This window comes from Limnobacter sp. CACIAM 66H1 (assembly GCF_001601825.1).
Lineage (GTDB): Bacteria > Pseudomonadota > Gammaproteobacteria > Burkholderiales > Burkholderiaceae_B > Limnobacter.
On the sequence record NZ_LUJK01000005.1, the window covers coordinates 1 to 18,693 of the forward strand.

Annotated in this window: 18 protein-coding genes and 1 pseudogene; 12 read left to right on the forward strand and 7 right to left on the reverse strand. The window is 51.9% G+C overall.

Features of this window, described 5'->3' with window-relative positions; translation table 11 throughout:
* Positions 1-246: pseudogene (locus A0129_RS02325) on the reverse strand (transposase); the annotation flags it as partial.
* Between the two features lie 135 nt (positions 247-381).
* On the opposite strand from A0129_RS02325, the gene gloA reads away from it, so the two are divergent.
* The 4 genes from gloA to rpmG all read left to right on the forward strand — a co-directional run bounded on the left by gloA (position 382) and on the right by rpmG (position 2,241).
* A complete protein-coding gene (gene gloA, locus A0129_RS02330) occupies positions 382-927 on the forward strand; it encodes a lactoylglutathione lyase (RefSeq protein ID WP_291712071.1) in 546 nt (181 codons plus the stop codon).
* 76 nt (positions 928-1,003) lie between these two features.
* Positions 1,004-1,690, forward strand: a complete 687-nt coding sequence (gene radC / locus A0129_RS02335) for a DNA repair protein RadC (RefSeq protein WP_291712073.1) — start codon at positions 1,004-1,006, stop codon at positions 1,688-1,690.
* Between the two features lie 136 nt (positions 1,691-1,826).
* Positions 1,827-2,060: a 50S ribosomal protein L28 gene (rpmB, locus tag A0129_RS02340; RefSeq protein WP_008253404.1), complete on the forward strand. Its 234-nt coding sequence runs from the start codon at positions 1,827-1,829 to the stop codon at positions 2,058-2,060.
* 13 nt (positions 2,061-2,073) lie between these two features.
* A complete protein-coding gene (gene rpmG / locus A0129_RS02345) occupies positions 2,074-2,241 on the forward strand; it encodes a 50S ribosomal protein L33 (protein WP_008253405.1) in 168 nt (55 codons plus the stop codon).
* Positions 2,242-2,621: 380 nt separating this feature from the next.
* Here the strand turns inward: rpmG and A0129_RS02350 are convergent, their stop codons facing one another.
* From A0129_RS02350 to purN, 3 genes are all read right to left on the reverse strand, one after another.
* Positions 2,622-3,815 (reverse strand): fatty acid desaturase, encoded by a 1,194-nt coding sequence (locus A0129_RS02350; RefSeq protein ID WP_291712075.1) that lies wholly within the window; start codon positions 3,813-3,815, stop codon positions 2,622-2,624.
* Between the two features lie 132 nt (positions 3,816-3,947).
* On the reverse strand, positions 3,948-5,294 hold the full coding sequence (locus A0129_RS02355; RefSeq protein WP_291712077.1) for an RsmB/NOP family class I SAM-dependent RNA methyltransferase: 1,347 nt from the start codon (positions 5,292-5,294) through the stop codon (positions 3,948-3,950).
* 16 nt (positions 5,295-5,310) lie between these two features.
* Positions 5,311-5,952: a phosphoribosylglycinamide formyltransferase gene (gene purN, locus A0129_RS02360; protein WP_291712079.1), complete on the reverse strand. Its 642-nt coding sequence runs from the start codon at positions 5,950-5,952 to the stop codon at positions 5,311-5,313.
* Between the two features lie 104 nt (positions 5,953-6,056).
* Between purN and A0129_RS02365 the strand changes: the two genes are divergently transcribed.
* The 6 genes from A0129_RS02365 (at position 6,057) to A0129_RS02390 (ending at position 13,318) form a co-directional block, all read left to right on the forward strand.
* Entirely contained in the window at positions 6,057-7,013 is a 957-nt protein-coding gene (locus A0129_RS02365; protein WP_291712081.1) for a bifunctional riboflavin kinase/FAD synthetase, read from the forward strand.
* Between the two features lie 6 nt (positions 7,014-7,019).
* A complete protein-coding gene (gene ileS, locus A0129_RS02370; RefSeq protein WP_291712084.1) occupies positions 7,020-9,815 on the forward strand; it encodes an isoleucine--tRNA ligase in 2,796 nt (931 codons plus the stop codon).
* Positions 9,808-10,380 (forward strand): signal peptidase II, encoded by a 573-nt coding sequence (gene lspA / locus A0129_RS02375; RefSeq protein ID WP_291712086.1) that lies wholly within the window; start codon positions 9,808-9,810, stop codon positions 10,378-10,380. The genes ileS and lspA overlap by 8 nt, the downstream gene beginning before the upstream one ends.
* Positions 10,381-10,391: 11 nt before the next feature.
* Positions 10,392-11,636, forward strand: coding sequence for a bifunctional phosphopantothenoylcysteine decarboxylase/phosphopantothenate--cysteine ligase CoaBC (coaBC, locus tag A0129_RS02380; protein ID WP_291712088.1), 1,245 nt, complete (start codon positions 10,392-10,394; stop codon positions 11,634-11,636).
* Positions 11,637-11,656: 20 nt separating this feature from the next.
* The gene (gene dut, locus A0129_RS02385) at positions 11,657-12,103 is read left to right on the forward strand and encodes a dUTP diphosphatase (RefSeq protein ID WP_291712227.1); all 447 of its coding nucleotides are present in this window, start codon (positions 11,657-11,659) and stop codon (positions 12,101-12,103) included.
* 66 nt (positions 12,104-12,169) lie between these two features.
* Positions 12,170-13,318: a diguanylate cyclase gene (locus A0129_RS02390; protein WP_291712089.1), complete on the forward strand. Its 1,149-nt coding sequence runs from the start codon at positions 12,170-12,172 to the stop codon at positions 13,316-13,318.
* 133 nt (positions 13,319-13,451) lie between these two features.
* Here A0129_RS02390 and clpA read toward each other — a convergent pair whose 3' ends face one another.
* Positions 13,452-15,776 carry an ATP-dependent Clp protease ATP-binding subunit ClpA gene (gene clpA / locus A0129_RS02395; RefSeq protein ID WP_291712230.1) on the reverse strand — a complete coding sequence of 775 codons (2,325 nt, stop codon included), beginning with the start codon at positions 15,774-15,776 and terminating at the stop codon, positions 13,452-13,454.
* On the reverse strand, positions 15,773-16,081 hold the full coding sequence (gene clpS / locus A0129_RS02400) for an ATP-dependent Clp protease adapter ClpS (RefSeq protein ID WP_040513552.1): 309 nt from the start codon (positions 16,079-16,081) through the stop codon (positions 15,773-15,775). The genes clpA and clpS overlap by 4 nt, the downstream gene beginning before the upstream one ends.
* Positions 16,082-16,444: 363 nt before the next feature.
* On the opposite strand from clpS, the gene A0129_RS02405 reads away from it, so the two are divergent.
* On the forward strand, positions 16,445-16,666 hold the full coding sequence (locus tag A0129_RS02405) for a cold-shock protein (RefSeq protein ID WP_008252332.1): 222 nt from the start codon (positions 16,445-16,447) through the stop codon (positions 16,664-16,666).
* A 119-nt stretch (positions 16,667-16,785) separates the two neighbouring features.
* Here the strand turns inward: A0129_RS02405 and icd are convergent, their stop codons facing one another.
* Entirely contained in the window at positions 16,786-18,033 is a 1,248-nt protein-coding gene (gene icd / locus A0129_RS02410) for an NADP-dependent isocitrate dehydrogenase (protein WP_291712091.1), read from the reverse strand.
* A 161-nt stretch (positions 18,034-18,194) separates the two neighbouring features.
* Between icd and A0129_RS02415 the strand changes: the two genes are divergently transcribed.
* Positions 18,195-18,686 (forward strand): DUF192 domain-containing protein, encoded by a 492-nt coding sequence (locus A0129_RS02415; RefSeq protein WP_291712093.1) that lies wholly within the window; start codon positions 18,195-18,197, stop codon positions 18,684-18,686.
* Positions 18,687-18,693: the final 7 nt, after the last annotated feature.

Genomic DNA, 18,693 nt, shown 5'->3' on the forward strand with positions numbered 1-18,693 from the left:
GTACGCTTCCTGAAGGTCCTTGATTTGCTTCTCATAGAGTTCTTTGACTTCAAAAGGCTTGGCCTTCAGAGCATTCTCCATGCCCCGTTTGGCTTCATCGACCCAGTTCTCAATGTCAGAGGGCGATCAATCAAATGTTCGGCTGGCCTCTGAGACTGTGGTCTTGCCCTGAATAATATCCATGACCAGGGCTGCTTTGCGCTTGGCTGTCCAGCGCTTGATCTCGTCGTTCATTTCTATGCTCATCGGTGATTTCTCCTTCATTATCACCTGAGCAGAATTTCACTGGGTCATTACAGGTCCGGCCTCACATTGTGGTAGTAACATATAGGTGAACATGCGACATTTGCATTAAAAAACGTATTAAGGAGTTTGAAAGCCATGGCATTTAACACAGAGAATCACCCCGGAGTCAGCCCAACAGTGCCGAAGGCCACGCAAGGTTTCGTGCTGAATCACAGCATGTTGCGGGTGAAAGACCCTGCCGTCTCACTCGATTTTTACACCCGGGTGTTGGGTATGCGGGTGCTTCGGAAGCTGGACTTTGCCGAAATGAAGTTTTCGCTGTACTTCCTCGCTCGAGTCTCCGAGGCCGACGAAATACCCGAAGATGAAGGCACCCGGACAGCATGGACATTCAGCCAGACTGGCATTCTTGAGTTAACCCACAACTGGGGCACTGAAAACGACCCGGATTTCAAATATCACGATGGCAATCAGCAGCCACAGGGATTCGGACACATTTGCTTCTCCGTGCCCGATCTGGCGACCGCTGTTCACTGGTTTGACGAAAATCAGGTTACCTATGTGAAACGCCCGGAACAAGGCAAGATGAAAAACGTCGCCTTCATCAAAGACCCCGACGGATACTGGATCGAAATCGTGCAAGCGTCTCTACTCCATCAACTGGGCAATACCCTGTCATGAAATTCGTATGACGGTCGGTTGTCCGGGAACTTGACTGAACTGAAGGCCACCAAGTGGCTTTCAGGTTCAATTCTTCATGAGTATTCAAAGCTGGCCCAAACACGATCGCCCCCGCGAGCGGTTGATCAAACAGGGCGCGCAAGCGCTTTCAGATGCTGAATTGCTTGCCATTTTCCTGCGCACTGGTTTGCCTGGAAAAAGTGCGGTCGACCTGGCCCGTGAAATGATCACGCAATTTGGAGGCCTGCAAAACCTGAATCGAGTCTCCCTGACTGAATGGGTTCAGGTTCGGGGCCTTGGCGAAGCCAAATACGCCCAACTGCGTGCCTGCCTGGAAATGGCCAAGCGTTGTTTAAGTCATGAATTGCAAGAGGCGTCCAACAGCCTGCTTGGCTCTCCCGATCTTTTCGAACAGTTTGTGCGCGTACAAATCGGCTTCAGCGAAATCGAAAATTTTCTGGTGATCGCCCTGGACAGCCAATTGAAAGTACTGGACCACAAAATACTCTCCTGCGGCACCGTGAACAAAACAGTGGTTTTTCCCCGTGAGGTACTTAAATTTGCCATACAAACCAATGCGCCCCGCATCATGGTGGCGCATAATCACCCCAGCGACTGCTGCACCCCAAGTAATGCAGATGACCGCCTAACCCGCGAGCTTTCATCAGCTTTGGCACTGGTTGATATTGAGTTGGTGGATCATTTGGTCGTTGGACCGAACTGTCGTTACTCCTACAGACTGCACAATCGCCCACCTTTTTGAGTTTTTCCGCAAAAAAGGCTGGGCAAAAGATTAGTAATTGGTTACAATCTTGGACTTCGCCGCAAATCCATGGCTTGGCAATTCGTGCCGTGTGGTTTTGCAGATACACTAATTTGCTGAATTTTTTGGGGTCATCATGGCTCGCGTATGTCAAGTAACGGGTAAGCGCCCGATGGTAGGAAACAAAGTTTCCCACGCCAACAACAAAACAAAACGTCGTTTTCTGCCTAACTTGCAGTCACGCAAGTTCTGGGTTGAAAGCGAAAACCGCTGGGTTCGCCTGCGTCTAACTAATAACGCCCTGCGCACTATCGACAAAAACGGCATCGATGCTGTTTTGGCCGATCTCCGTGCACGCGGCGAAATCTAAGCAGGAGTAAATCATGGCTAAAGGTGGTCGCGAAAAAATCAAACTCGAATCTTCAGCTGGAACTGGTCATTTCTACACCACGACCAAGAACAAGCGCACGAAGCCCGAGAAAATTGAAATCATGAAATACGATCCAGTGGTTCGTAAGCATGTGTCATACAAAGAAACCAAGCTGAAGTAATTCACTTACTTTCGCCGTTTCCACAGAAACCCGCTACTGAAATTCAGAGCGGGTTTTTTGTTGGCCACCGCTTCGGCGAGGCATAATAGTTGATGTAGAAGTGGCTTGAGTGATTTGCAGCAGCGTTGCATCATTCCGCCGATTCAAGATCAAGTCGCCCGGCTTGATTCGCAGCGAGGGGCGACCGCAGGTCGATGCGAAGACGCTTTGGCGTTTCGCATACACCGAGCCAGAATCAAAAGCGGGGAATTCGACTTGGATCTTGGCGGGATAATGTTGCGCGATGCAAATCACCAGAACCCAACCAGCACGCCGCTACAGGAAAAGAAAAAAGCCGCTGATTCTCACCAGCGGCTTTCATCCATCAAACACCTTTCAAATCAGGCTGCGTAGCGGCGAATCCGAATCGACATGTCTTCCAGCCAGCGAATACCGCTTTGCTCAGCACGCTCGCACCAGGCTTGCAACTGCACCAGCATTTGCTCTCGGCTCAAATTGGTTTTCTCCCAAATTTGGCGAAGCTCAGTCCGCATTTCAACCAAAGTGTTGATCATCTTGGACTGGGCACACAATTGGGCCAACTCGGCGCGCTGCACATCGCACAGCTTGCTCTCGTCGATCGACAACAACTTGGTGCCTTTGGACAACACCTTGCGCTCCTGGGCATTTGCAGCTTTTTGCTTCAAAGCCGCCACTTCGGACCGGAATGCCTTGCGCATGGAACTGGCGTAACGGGCCATGACATCGTAACGGTGATTCACAACCGCCTGCACAGTCATCAAACTCAATACGGGCTTGCTTTCAGATGAAAATTTCGGTGACTCGGCCACCTTCTTCACTTTAGCCAAACCCAGGAAGCTGAAAATCTTGATGTACATCCAGCCAATGTCAAACTCATACCACTTGTTGCTCAACTTGGCAGACGTGGCATGGGTGTGGTGGTTGTTGTGCAGCTCTTCACCACCAATCAGAATACCGATCGGCGAAATATTGCGGCTTGCGTCGGGGCAATCAAAATTGCGATAACCCCAGTAGTGACCAATGCCGTTGATCACACCTGCGGCTAATACAGGAATCCACAACATTTGAATGGCCCAAATACTTACGCCTGGAAAACCAAACAGGATGAAGCTGAGCACAAGGGTAAAGCCTACGCCCTGCCATGGAAAACGCTCATACACATTGAACTCCAGCCAATCGCTCGGTGTGCCATGGCTGTATTTGGCCAGTGTTTCCTTGTTTTTTGACTCCGCCCGGTACAACTCTGCACCGCGCCAGAATACTGTTTTCAACCCACGGGTTTGTGGGCTGTGGGGATCGTCCGGGGTTTCGCACTTGGCATGGTGTTTGCGGTGAATGGCTGCCCATGCACGAGTACTCATGCCGGTGGTCAACCATAACCAGGCGCGGAAAAAATGCGCCAGCGCTGGGTGCACTTCCAGAGCACGGTGAGCCTGGCAACGGTGCAGGTAAACAGTCACCGCCACAATGGTGATGTGGGTCACGATCAGGGTGTAAATCACCATCTGGCCGATGCTTGCGCCGGTTATACCCGAGGTCAAAAATTCAATCATATTCACTAACTCTCAACAGGTCGTATTTCAAAGGTTACGGCCATCTCAATTTGCTTCTGAAGGAGCCGTATCATATTTTCAGTGTACAAGTGTACTTTTAAAGCCGGAACACATTTGGAATTTATATTCAGTTCAGGCTTTGGAACGTTGTAACACTGCTGCAAAGAAGCCATCAGATTCACCATCCTCTGGCCACAATCGAAGCATGTCGTCAGTCGTGTTCGCCTTGACAGGCCGTTCTCCGGGGTTCAACACCTCAGTCCAGCGGCGAAGCCGGAATTCCGGATGACTTTCCAGGAACGCATTGACAATGTCTTCGTTCTCGTCGCGAAGAACACTGCATGTGATGTAAACAAGCCGACCATCGGGCTTCACCAATTTGGCTGCATGCTCGATGATGGATTTTTGCTTCGCGGTCAATTCTGACAGACTCTGCACATTCTGTCTAAATTTAAGATCCGGGTTACGCCGTAAGGTTCCCATGCCGCTACAAGGCACATCGGTGACGACCCGGTCGGCCTTGCCAAAATATTTGTTCAAGCGAGGATCAGCTTCGTCATTGATCACCATGGTGTAGAAGTTACTCAAGCCTGAACGAGCCGCACGTGGCTTGAACTTCACCAGGCGTTTTTCCGAAGTGTCCAGTGCCACAATGCGGCCTGTATTCTTCATTTGAGCGCCGATGGCCAGTGTTTTGCCGCCCGCACCTGCACAAAAATCGATGACCAGATCACCCCGGCGCGGGGCCACAAGGCGACTAACCCACTGGCTACCGGCGTCTTGCACCTCGAAATAACCTTCCTGAAACACCTCAGTTTTACCCACGATGGGCTTGCCCACGGCGCGCAACCCCTCGGGCAAGCCTTCAATCGGGTTCACTTGAATGCCCATATTGGTCAAAGCAGCCAAGAGGTCGGTGGTGCTGGCTTTCACCGTATTTACACGCAAATCCAGTGGCGCGGCCTTGAGCACCGCTTGCGAGAATGACTCGGCTCGATCAACTCCGAATTGCTCAACCAGTTTGTTGTAAAACCATTCTGGCAAACAAGTGCGCGCCTCGACACCCAGATCATCGGCTGAAATATTGATCACACGGCTCAACCACTCATTATCAGCCTGCTTGCCTGCAGACCAAATTTGCTCTGGCGCGCCAGACCACAACAAAGCCAGCTTCGCCTGTCGAACCACAGATGGGCCCTCGCCCGACTGTGCCAAATGATTGATTCGGTAACGATAACGCAACCAGCAATACACAGCCTCGGCCACCATGGGGCGGTCTCGGCCGCCCAACTCGGGATGGTCTTTAAAAAACCGGGAAATCGCCGCATCTGCTGGGCCTTCAAACTGGGCCAATAGATCAATCAACTGTGCAACTGTGCTCACAAGGCCGTAACGCGACTGGGCACCTTGACGCACTTCCTTGCTATCGCGCCGTGTGCTGGGTTTGCGAAATGGGGTTTTTTTAGTAGACCCGGCCATAATTGAATATCCTGTTTTATTGAATTGCGTGAACCAGCGCGTTGGCCAATGTGCCTTCCAGCTTTCCGTTCACCATTTTTATTTTCCCGCTGGCCAATGCAGCCAGCGCACGGGGGTAGATTTGATGCTCAAGCCCTAAAACCCGTGCAGCGAGGGTTTCCGCCGTGTCATTGGGTAGCACTTGCAACAAGGCTTGATCCACAATTGGTCCATGGTCCAGTTCGGGCGTCACCAGATGTACAGTGACGCCGTGCACACGAACCCCGGCATCCAGCGCCTGCTGATGGGTTTTCAAACCAGGAAAAGCCGGCAACAGCGAAGGATGAATATTCACCAAACGGCCCAAGTACCTGTTGACAAAGCTCTCAGTGAGCACACGCATAAAACCTGCCAACACCACCCAGTCGGGCTGATACTGGTCGATCAATCCAGCCAGCGCAGCATCAAAGGCTTCCCGACTTTCATATTCAGTGTGGTCAACAATAGCTGTATCGAGCCCCACCGACGTCGCCAAAGCCAAGCCAGCCGCGGCGGGACGGTTGGAAATGACTGCACGAATTTGGTAGGCCCCGGTCTGTTTGGCATGATCGATCAGGGCATTCAGATTTGAACCCCGCCCCGAGATCAAAATGACGACGGAAGGTGTGGAATTTTGCATGGCGCGAGTTTATCACTGTGCGGGCGAAAAAGCCCTATTTTTCACCATTCAGGCCTTATAATGACCGGTTGTTTTGCAACCACTAAAGAGCCGACACACTCGGTATGAAAATCATTCGCCGCCCCCGGCCACACTCATTTGCCAAGGGCACTGCGCTCACCATTGGAAACTTCGACGGCGTTCACTCCGGCCATGCCGAGTTGTTCCGCCGTGTCGTGTCCGCGGCACGCGCACAGGATTTGGTGCCCACCGTGGTGACACTGCATCCGCACCCGAAAGAATTTTTCAACCCGGCATTCAAGCTCGACAGAATTTCAACATTGCGCGACCGGATGATTGAAATGAAGCGCTGCGGGATCGAGCAGGTGTGTATTTTGCCCTTCAACAAACAAATGGCAACCCTGAACCCTGAGGCTTTCGTGCTTGAGGTATTGATGCAACAACTCAATGCCAGGCAAATCTGGGTAGGTGACGATTTTCGCTTCGGTGCCAAACGTGCCGGTGACTTCGCCTTGCTCAAAAAACTGGGCGAAGAGCACGGTTTCACCGTGAATGATCTCGCTGAAGTTCAAAGCGACGGCAGTCGGGTTTCAAGTTCCAACATTCGGGAAGCCCTGAAAGCCGGCGATGTGGCCAAAGCCACTTACATGCTGGGGCATCCGCTGGTGTATTCCGGGCACATTGTGCATGGTAAAAAACTGGGACGTACCCTGGGCTTTCCCACCATGAACCTGCGCATAGCCGGGCGGGCCAGCGCACTCACCGGTATTTTGGCGGTGTGGGTGCATGGGCTTGAGCCCCAGCCATTTCCTGCAGTCGCCAGCATGGGCGTGCGCCCCACCGTTGAACAATCCGATCAAATTTTGCTGGAAACATTCATTCCAGACTGGCAAGGCAATGCTTACGGCAAACTGCTGCGCATCGAGGTGCTGGCACACATTCGCCCGGAGCAACACTTTGATTCGCTCGATACTATGGTTGAGCAGATGCACAAGGACACGGCAAAGGCCATGACCCTGCTGGCTGCCAACCAACCCAAGATTTCAAATACAGGCTGTTGACCCAACATGGATTACAAGAACACACTGAACCTGCCCGATACACCCTTTCCTATGCGTGGCAATTTGCCAGCGCGAGAACCGAACTGGGTTGAACAATGGTGCAAGGAAGACTTGTACAAGGCGATTCGCCAGTCCAAGGCAGGAAAGCCAAAATTTGTGCTGCACGACGGCCCACCTTATGCCAATGGCGACATTCACATTGGCCACGCGGTCAACAAAATCCTGAAAGACATCATCGTGAAATGCCGTTGCCTGGCCGGCTATGATGCCCGTTACGTACCCGGCTGGGATTGCCATGGCATGCCCATTGAAATCCAGATTGAAAAAACCATCGGCAAGGGAAAGCCAACTCTGGAAGTTCAGGAAAAAAGCCGCGCGTACGCCGCCGAGCAAATTGAACGCCAGAAAAAAGACTTCATTCGACTGGGTGTGCTGGCCGACTGGGACAACCCCTACAAAACCATGAACTTTGGCAACGAAGCAGACGAGCTTCGCGCCTTGGGTAAAATCATGGAAAAGGGTTATGTATTCCGCGGCTTGAAACCCGTGAACTGGTGCTTCGATTGCGGATCAGCCTTGGCCGAGGCCGAGGTGGAGTACAAGGACAAACAAGACATTGCTGTGGATGTTGGGTTTGCATTTGACAACACCCAATTGGACAAACTGGCCACCGCCTTCAATGTGCCCTTGTCCACACTGCAAGCCAAGCCAGGTCAGCTGGTCATCTGGACCACCACCCCATGGACCTTGCCTGCGAACCAGGCCTTGAACATGCACCCAGAGCTGGTGTACAGCCTGATTGATGTGGGCAGTAAATTTCTGCTGTTGGCTCAGGAACGAGTGAAGCCCTGCCTGGAAAGCTATGAGCTACAGGGCACTGAAATCGCCACAGCCAAAGGCGCTGCGCTGGAAGGCATTTCATTCAGGCACCCTTTCTATGACCGCTTAAGCCCTGTCTACCTGGCCGAATATGTCAGCACGGACGCGGGTACAGGCATTGTTCACTGCTCACCAGCCTACGGTGTCGATGACTTTTTAACCAGCAAAGCCTACGGAATGAAAGACGCTGACATCATCAACCCAGTGATGGGCAATGGTGTATATGCCGACTCCCTTCCATTTTTTGGTGGCCTGCACATCTGGAAAGCCAACCCGCTCATTGTTGAAAAAATGATCGAAGTAGGCACGCTTGTCAAACAAGTGAAATTTGGTCACAGCTACATGCACTGCTGGCGCCACAAAACCCCAATCATTTACCGCGCCACGTCGCAGTGGTTTGCAGGCATGGATGTGAAACCCAACGATGGCAGCGGCAGTCTGCGCGAGAAAGCGCTGGCGGGAGTGGAAGCCACCGAGTTTTTCCCGGCCTGGGGCAAGGCGCGCCTGCACGCCATGATCGCCAACCGGCCAGACTGGACCCTCTCGCGCCAGCGCCAGTGGGGCGTGCCCATGGCATTTTTGGTTCACCGCGAGACCGGCGAACTGCACCCACGCACGCCTGAACTGATTGAAACCATCGCGCAGTTGATCGAAAAGAAAGGCATCGAAGCCTGGCAGCACGTATCGGTTGAAGAATTAATTGGTGACGAAGCCAAAGACTACGTAAAAAACCCTGACACGCTGGATGTTTGGTTCGACTCTGGTACCACGCACGAAACAGTGCTGCGCGGCAGCCATACCGATGAAAGCCATTTCCCGGCCGACTTGTATCTGGAGGGTTCTGACCAGCATCGGGGATGGTTCCATTCTTCATTGCTCACCAGCTGTATGATCAACGGCGTGCCGCCCTACAAAGCCCTTCTCACCCATGGTTTTGTGGTGGATGGTCAAGGCCGCAAAATGAGCAAATCAGTGGGCAACGTGATTGCGCCTCAACAGGTGTCCGACAAAATGGGCGCAGAAATTTTGCGTCTTTGGGTGGCCAGCACCGACTATTCTGGCGAGCTCACCATTTCCGATGAAATCCTGAAGCGCGTGGTCGAAAGCTATCGACGCATTCGCAACACCCTGCGCTTTTTGCTGGCCAATATTTCTGATTTCGACTTTGCCACCGAGGCTGTTCCTACAGAAGAATTGGCCGAGGTTGACCGTTATGCGCTCACGCTACTTGCAAACCTGCAAAGTGAGTGCGAAGCGCACTACATCAAATACGAGTTCCACCCAATTGTCAGCAAGCTGCAAATTTTCTGTTCCGAAGACTTGGGTGCATTCTATCTGGATGTACTAAAAGACCGCTTGTATACCACTGGCGTAAACTCCAAGGCCCGCCGCAGCGCGCAAACAACGCTTTACCACATTACACACAGCCTGTTACGCCTCATGGCACCAATCCTCAGCTTCACCGCTGAGGAAGCCCGTGAGGTGATGGGCAACGTTGAGCCGTCCATTTTCTGCAATGAATTCTACAAGGTGCCACAGGTAGCTGACGCAGATACGCTGGGCAGAAAGTGGGCCGACCTGCTCGCGCTGCGCGCGCGCGTGGTGAAGGAACTGGAAAACCTGAGAACGGACGGCAAAATTGGTTCATCCCTGCAAGGCACAGCCACACTGCATTTGCCAGGCGACTTGTACAAGGCCGCAGCAAGCTTGGGCGATGATCTGAAATTTCTGTTCATTGTTTCCAACATTGAGATAGCCCCCGCGGCCGAGGAGAAAATCGAAGTGGGTATTGCAGAAGGTGAAAAGTGCGAGCGTTGCTGGCATGTGCGCCCCGACACGGGCGCAAACCCAGAACACCCAGGTATTTGTGGCCGCTGTGTCAGCAATCTGTTTGACCAAGGCGAGGTGCGTGATCATGTCTAAACCCATGCCGAGAAAACCAGCCCCAACCGCCAAACCGGCCAATGCAACCGGCGCCTTGAGGGCACCCAAAAAATCCATCCTTCCCTGGATCGGTTTTTCCCTGCTGCTTATTCTGGTTGATCAAGTCAGCAAACTGTGGGTTCAATCACGCCTTGATTTGGGTGCGGTGGTTGAAATCACCGGTTTCTTCAACCTGGTGTACGTGCTCAACCCAGGCGCTGCATTCAGCTTCCTCGCTGATCAGGCTGGTTGGCAAAAACATTTCCTTTCTGCTGTGGCGGTCATTGCGTCGATTGTCATTCTGTTCATGATGCGCTCCTCCAGCCACCGCAAATTCGCGATGTTCTGCCTGGCCTGTATTTTGGGCGGTGCAATCGGCAATCTGATTGACCGTGTCGCTCACGGCGCAGTGATCGATTTCCTCGATTTTTATGTGGGAAATTATCACTGGCCCGCATTCAATGTGGCCGACATTGCAATTACCATGGGAGCAGTCGGTCTAATCATCGACGAACTGTTCTTCAACAAAGAACATAAAGCCGCCAAACCCGCAAAAAGCGAATAAGGTTGATGCCCATGCGCCCTGTCGAATTGCCACCGCTTCCTGGTTTGAACCAACTGCGTGTAGTGCTGGGCGTGTGCGGCGGCATTGCCGCGTACAAATCGGCCGAGCTGGTGCGCCTGTTAATGAAACAGGGCTGCTCGGTGCAAGTGGTCATGACTGAATCGGCCACACAATTCATTGCACCGCTAACCTTCCAAGCCCTTTCGGGCAAGGCTGTGCATGTGTCGCAATGGCCAGCTGGGCACAGTGACAAAAATATTGACCGCGGCATGCCTCACATCGACATCAGCCGCAATGCCGATTTTTTGTTGATTGCCCCTTGCACGGCCAATTCCTTGGCGAAGTACGCACATGGGTTCGCTGACAATTTGCTGGATAACCTTGTATTGGCCCGCAATTGCCCCATGGCGATTGCCCCGGCCATGAATGTGGAAATGTGGAATAACCCGGCCACCCAGCGCAATATCAATCAACTCAAAAACGATGGTGTGCATGTGTTTGGCCCAGCTGCTGGCGAACAGGCTTGCGGTGAAGTGGGCAGTGGCCGCATGCTGGAACCCTTTGAGATCGTATTGGAACTGGCGCGGGCAGTGAACCAAAAACCCCTGCGTGGAAAAAAGGTATTGCTGACTGCGGGGCCGACCTTTGAAGCCATTGACCCAGTGCGCGGGATTACGAATCGATCCAGTGGCAAAATGGGTTATGCCTTGGCCCAAGCTGCATGGTTAATGGGTGCCGAAGTGAGTTTGGTGAGTGGCCCTACCGCTTTGCCAACACCGTACGGTGTGCGCATGATGAATGTTCAATCTGCCAGGCAAATGCATGCTGCAGTATTCGGTCAAATCGATCAACAAGACCTGTTCATTGGTGTCGCCGCTGTGGCCGACTACGGGATCAAGAACCCGAGCGCTCAAAAACAAAAAAAACAGAATGGACAGCCGCCAGGCCTGCACATGGAATTCGAACTGAACCCGGACATTCTTGCAGATGTCGGCGAATTCGCCAGTGGTCAGAAAAAATCACTGACTGTAGTCGGTTTTGCTGCCGAAACAGAAAATCTGGATGAATATGCAAATCGCAAACTGGACAGCAAAAAAGCGCAATTCATCATTGGCAATTTGGCCCAACACGCCTTGGGTGCCGACCAAACCGAGTTAACCATTTACAGTAAAAAACTGCCCCCTGAATACCTGGCCTCTCTGGACAAACTGCAAGCTGCACAGGCAGTTTTGTCTTTCATTTCCAAACACTCCTGAACACAAGTACCCTCATGAAAATTCAAGTTGAACTGAAAGTACTCGACCCGCGCATGCAAGAGCAATTGCCTGCCTATGGCACACCCGGCAGTGCAGGCATCGACCTGCGCGCCTGCCTGAATGAGCCACTCACTTTGCAACCTGGCCAGGCTGAACTGGTGCCAACCGGTCTTTCCATGTACATCGGCAACCCGAATTACTGTGCAACCATTCTGCCGCGTTCAGGCCTGGGTCACAAAAAAGGCTTGGTACTTGGCAACCTGGTGGGGTTGATCGATTCCGACTACCAGGGCCCACTAATGGTTTCAGCGTGGAACCGCAGCCAGGCGCCAGTGACCATTGAACCGATGGAGCGGATTGCTCAACTGGTCATCTTGCCCGTGGCACATGCCGACTTCAAAGTGGTCAGCGATTTCACGCCCAGTGAGCGTGGCGAAGGCGGCTTCGGCAGCACGGGTACCCGTTAAAAAATCAGAAGGAACCACTCCAAGAGGATTTGCCACTGAGTGTCATTGTGAATCATCAGGACAACAATGAACTCAGGCGGCGGGCCAGCCACATCTACAGGCCACACATGGTGGGTTCACGCAATACGGTATTTGCGTCCCTGTTCTGAAAAAGCCATCCGTTATTTTTGGTTGGCTCTCTGCATCATTCTGGCCGCAGTGGCTGTATTTAACTACAGCGAAGCACATCACATTCAAGGTGATCTGACCAAGAGACGACTACTTGAAGTATCCCTGCAAGACCTGGTCGTACAAAGCACGGCCCTGCATCACCTCGGCAATGAGCACGCCTATGAAACCAAACTTGGTCTGGAAACGCGAGGTTATGGCTCACCCCAAGAATTACTCAATCAACTGGCTGCGAGACTGGCTGTCATCGAAACGATCAACACCCACAGCGCGCTGACTGAATCGGTTGCAAGCCTTCGAGAACACTTGATCGCGATGGACCAGCAACTTGCAACAATGGGCAAGCCCGACACCCAAAGTATCGAGTTCTGGCTGATCGAGCTTGGGGTGTTCAATAGGATTCTGAAGAAAGACGTACCGATGGCCGATGACAAGGTCAATGAATTACAGCGCAATAACTTGATTCTCACTCTGGTGGTGTTGATTTACTCCGTGAGTTTTGTCAGCCTGACATTGTGGCGACAATCAAATTTGCGCCAACGCTTTGCACTCGAACTGCTTCACCTGAGCAATCAGGCTCGCAGCGACCCACTCACCGGTTTGCTCAATCGCCGGGGATGGCAAGACATGACCAGTGCCTACCTCCGAAAAATGCAAGCGCAGAATCAGCTTCAAGGCAGTGTTGCGATTATTGACATCGACTACTTCAAGCAATACAACGACACCTTCGGCCACGAAGCCGGAGATATTCGGCTTCGCGAATTTGCCGAAACACTTCGAATGAATTTCAGGCCGGGTGATCTGATCGCGCGTATTGGAGGGGAGGAATTTGCGGTGCTTCTGGCCAATTGCACTGCCCAGGACGCTCAAAGAATTGTCGATAGAATCCGATTGAATGGACAAGGCAAGGTGGGATTCTCAGCGGGGATCTGTGACATCACGCACAGCGACAACATTGATCGCACCATGGCACTGGCCGACCATGCACTCTATCAAGCCAAAAACAAAGGTAGAAATCGGAGCTGCCTTGGCAAGGTACACCAATAGTCAATCTTAAAACTGAACCGGTGAGCCGCTGCAGAAAACAAAAAGCCTGGGTGTCCGCAAGAGGAACACCCAGGCTATTCAAACTTCAACAAAAACAGTCTTGATCCCGACGGGCCGGCTTAAAAAAGTGCCTTTAATCAACCGCCACCTCAGTACCGCTCTCCGACTCCTGACCTGATGAACCTTCATCAAAAGTCAGCGACACCTGGTCGTTTTCTACGTCGTGATCCACGGTCACCTTGCCGCCACTGACCAGCTTGCCAAACAGCAATTCATCAGCCAAAGCTTTGCGAATGGTGTCCTGGATCAAACGTTGCATGGGTCGGGCACCCATGAGTGGATCAAAACCTTTTTTCGCCAGATGTTTACGCAGATCGTCTGTGAATACTGCATCGACTTTCTTCTGGTGTAACTGCTCTTCAAGTTCCATCAGGAACTTGTCGACCACGCGAAGAATGATTTCTTCATCCAGCGCGCGGAAGGAAATGACAGAATCAAGGCGGTTGCGGAACTCGGGGCTGAACATGCGTTTGATGTCTTCCATCTCGTCGCCCTGAACCTTCGACTCCATAAAGCCAATACCGCGCTTGGTCAAAGCCTCTGCACCTGCATTGGTGGTCATGATAATGATCACGTTGCGGAAGTCCGCCTTACGACCGTTGTTGTCGGTCAAAGTGCCATTGTCCATGACCTGCAACAGAATGTTGAACACATCAGGGTGCGCTTTTTCAATTTCATCCAGCAACAACACGCAATGCGGTTTCTTGGTAATGGCTTCGGTCAGCAAACCGCCCTGGTCAAAACCAACGTAGCCGGGGGGGGCACCAATCAGCCGGGAAACAGCATGGCGCTCCATGTACTCCGACATGTCAAACCGCAGCATTTCAATACCGAGAATGAACGCCAACTGTTTGGCCACCTCTGTTTTACCGACACCCGTGGGGCCGCTGAACAGGAACGAGCCAATCGGCTTGTCAGCCTTGCCCAAACCGGCACGCGACATTTTGATGGCATTGGCCAGCGCCTCAATGGCCGGGTCCTGCCCAAACACGGTGGCTTTCAAATCGCGATCGAGCGTGGCCAGCTTGTTGCGGTCGTCGGTATTGACTGACTGTGGCGGAATGCGGGCGATTTTCGACACGATTTCTTCGATGTCGCCCTTGGTAATTGTTTTTCGCTGCTTGCTCTTTGGCAAAATACGCTGCGCCGCACCGGCTTCATCAATCACGTCAATGGCCTTGTCGGGCAAATGACGATCGTTGATAAACTTGGCCGACAACTCAGCGGCTGCCGAAATGGCCGCGCTGGAGTACTTCACGCCATGGTGGTCTTCGAACCGGCTCTTGAGGCCTCGCAAAATTTCAATGGTTTGTTCCACAGTGGGCTCAGACACATCAATTTTCTGGAATCGACGTGACAGTGCATGGTCTTTCTCGAAAATGCCACGATATTCAGTAAAGGTGGTTGCGCCGATGCACTTCAGCTGCCCGGAGGACAAGGCTGGCTTGAGCAAGTTGGACGCATCCAGCGTGCCGCCAGAAGCGGAGCCTGCGCCAATCAGGGTATGGATTTCATCAATGAACAACACGGAATCCGGGTTTGCTTTCAACTGTTTCAATACCGCTTTCAAACGCTGTTCGAAATCGCCACGGTATTTGGTGCCCGCCAGCAGCGCGCCCATGTCCAGTGAATGCACCTGCGCTGTTGCCAAAATTTCCGGCACGTCACCCTGCACAATTCTCCATGCCAAGCCCTCGGCAATCGCGGTTTTACCCACACCAGCCTCACCCACCAAGAGCGGGTTGTTTTTGCGGCGGCGGCACAGCACCTGAATAACCCGCTCCACTTCCTGCTCACGGCCAATCAGCGGATCAATTTTCCCTTCCTTGGCCAATGCATTCAAATTCTGGGTGTACTGGTCCAGAGGCGATTGCTTGTCACCCACGTTTTGGGTGGCCTCGGCCTCCTGCTCCTGATTCTCGTTCTGGGAATTCTCAGGCTTCGGCGCAGGCGCCTGGGGAGTTTTTGTAATGCCGTGTGAAATGTAGTTCACCACGTCCAGACGGGTAATACCCTGCTGGTGCAGGTAATACACTGCATGTGAATCTTTCTCACCGAAGATCGCCACCAACACATTTGCACCAGTCACTTCTTTCTTGCCGTTGGAGGTGCTCTGAACGTGCATGATGGCACGCTGAATAACGCGCTGAAATCCAAGTGTGGGCTGAGTGTCCACCTCATCCTGACCTGACACCACAGGGGTGTTGTCCTTGATGAAATTTTGCAGGTTCTTTCGAATTTCTTCGACATCGCATGAGCATGAACGTAACACCTCAGCCGCTGAAGGATTGTCCAGCAAGGCCAATAGAAGGTGCTCTACCGTGATGAATTCATGCTTTTGCTGACGTGCGTCAACAAATGCCATGTGCAAACTAACTTCCAACTCTTGCGCAATCATGTTTCCTCCATCACGCACTGCAGCGGGTGTTGATGCTGCTTTGCGAATCCGCATACCATTTCGACTTTCGTCGAGGCGATGTCTTTGGGATAAACCCCACAGACCCCTTTTCCCTCTCGATGCACTTTCAGCATGATCTGGGTGGCCTGTTCCCTTCCCTTTCCAAAAAACTTCTGCAAAACAATCACGACGAACTCCATGGGGGTGTAGTCATCGTTCAAGAGCACGACCTGATACATCGGCGGCAGCTTCGCTTTTTGCGTCTGCGATTCCAGTACTGTTGATGGATTGTTTTGCGAACTCATAACTTCATTGTAATCACTTCTAAGGGGCACGCAACAAGGATTAGAGAGCAATACACTGCCTTTATTGAAGGCTAGAAATTTTTCCTGAAAATTCAATCAGGAACACTTCAAAAATTATGCAAACCCGCTCTCAAATTTGCAATCTGTCACCCACCAGGTCAATCACCCGAAAAGCCTGAACCCATAAGATGTAGACAACACCTGTCTATTACAAGGGGTAAACCCTTAAAAAATGTATCTATTGTATGGTTGACCCCAGCTCAAACAGGTCAAAGAATAGAAGGCAAGCTGGTTCAGACTGGCGAGTTGTCGGAAAGTTCGTGCGTTCCGATCGAAGTATTGTTTTTTGAAGGAGGTTTCGCGATGGCGACCGGCACCGTAAAATGGTTCAATGATGCAAAGGGTTTTGGTTTTATTACTCCAGATCAAGGGAGCGATGAACTTTTCGCCCACTTTTCAGCAATCCAGGCATCTGGATTCCGCACACTCAAAGAAGGTCAGAAAGTGACTTTTGAAGTGGTGGATGGACCAAAAGGTAAGCAGGCTCAGAACATCTCTGTGATGGACGCAACCAGCGCCGCCTGATAAGTAAAATAATCAAACCACCGATTAAGAAGAAAGCCGGCCCCAAGCCGGCTTTTTTCTTGCCCATAAAAAAAGCCCCGTGTAACAGGGGCTTTTTTACTTGCCACAAAAGCTGGCTGTTACATGTGGTCGATCATCACCTGACCGAACCCGGAACAGCTCACCTGTGTAGCGCCATCCATCAAGCGTGCGAAGTCGTAGGTCACCTTCTTGGACGAAATGGATTTCTCCATGGAAGTGATAATCAGATCAGCAGCCTCAACCCAACCCATGTGACGCAGCATCATTTCGGCAGACAAAATTTGTGAACCTGGATTCACGTAGTCTTTGCCGGCGTACTTCGGTGCGGTACCGTGGGTAGCCTCGAACATCGCGATGGAGTCGGACAGATTCGCACCGGGGGCAATACCAATACCACCGACCTGAGCGGCCAATGCATCGGAAATGTAGTCGCCATTCAAGTTCATGGTCGCAATCACGCTGTACTCAGCAGGGCGCAGCAAAATTTGCTGCAAGAAAGCATCGGCAATCACGTCTTTGATCACGATGTCACCATGCGCAGCCTTGATTTTCATCCAAGGGCCGCCGTCCAGCAGTTCGGCGCCGAATTCGTTCTTGGCCAAAGCGTACGACCAGGCCGCAAAAGCGCCTTCGGTGTACTTCATGATGTTGCCCTTGTGCACGATTGTTACTGAGGGCTTTTTGTTGTCGATGGCGTACTGAACGGCCTTGCGGAAGAGGCGCTCAGTGCCCTCTTTGGAAATTGGCTTGATGCCGATGCCTGAAGTTTCGGGGAAACGAATTTTGCTCACACCCATTTCTTCACGCAAGAATTTGATCAGTTTCTTGGCTTTGTCAGTTTCAGCTTCGTATTCAATACCCGCATAAATGTCTTCCGAGTTTTCGCGGAAAATCACCATGTCGGTTTTATGAGGCTCTTTCACGGGACTGGGCACACCAGCAAAGTAGCGCACCGGGCGCAAACACACATACAGGTCAAGCTGCTGGCGCAGTGCAACGTTGATGGAGCGAATACCGCCACCCACGGGCGTGGTCAAGGGACCTTTGACAGACACCACGTATTCCTTCAGCACTTCCAGGGTTTCTTCGGGCAGCCAAACATCGGGGCCATACACCTTGGTCGATTTTTCACCCGCATAAATTTCCATCCAGCTGATTTTGCGCTTGCCACCGTAAGCCTTGGCCACAGCAGCGTCGACCACGTCGATCATCACGGGGGTAATGTCAAAACCAGTACCATCGCCTTCGATGTATGGAATGATGGGTTGATCGGGTACGTTCAACGAGTAATCACTATTGACCGTGATTTTTTCGCCGACTGATGGGACTTTAATGTGTTGGTACATGGTCTCTCCGCTGCTTCTCTGGTGTGTTAGAGGGAACACTCTAGTGTATCCCTTCACTACGAAAATCACAATTATTTCGCAATATGAAATTGCATTCCTTATTGCGCCAAGCCGTATAATAACGCCATCTTCTTTCAGATCTCTGACAGGAACCAGATTTCATGCACTTTGATCTCATCAACCAATATCACTCCACTTTCAGGTTTGCCCTGGCGATGACAGCACTGGGCCTGGCCTCCTGCGCAAGCAACGCCGCAGGACCAGTCCAGTCACAACTGCCAACCCTGCAAATGCGCGTGGGCCAACATGATGTGAAAGCAGAGTTGGCCAACACCGATCTAAGCCGTCAAATCGGGCTGATGAACAGAAAGGAGCTGGGCAAGAATTCGGGAATGCTATTTGTGTTCAAACGCAGTGAAACACAATGTATGTGGATGAAAAACACCCTGATTGATCTTGATGTCGCCTTTGCAGATCCCAACGGCACCATCCTGAACATTGAGCAAATGAAAGCGGGTACGTCTAATATTCACTGCTCCAGCGGCAACGCCAAAATTGCGCTGGAAATGAACCGGGGTTGGTTTTCAACTCGCGGGATTGAAGCAGGCGAAAAACTACACGTGCCAGAGCGGGTCCTGGAAACCAGGGAATAGGCCTCAA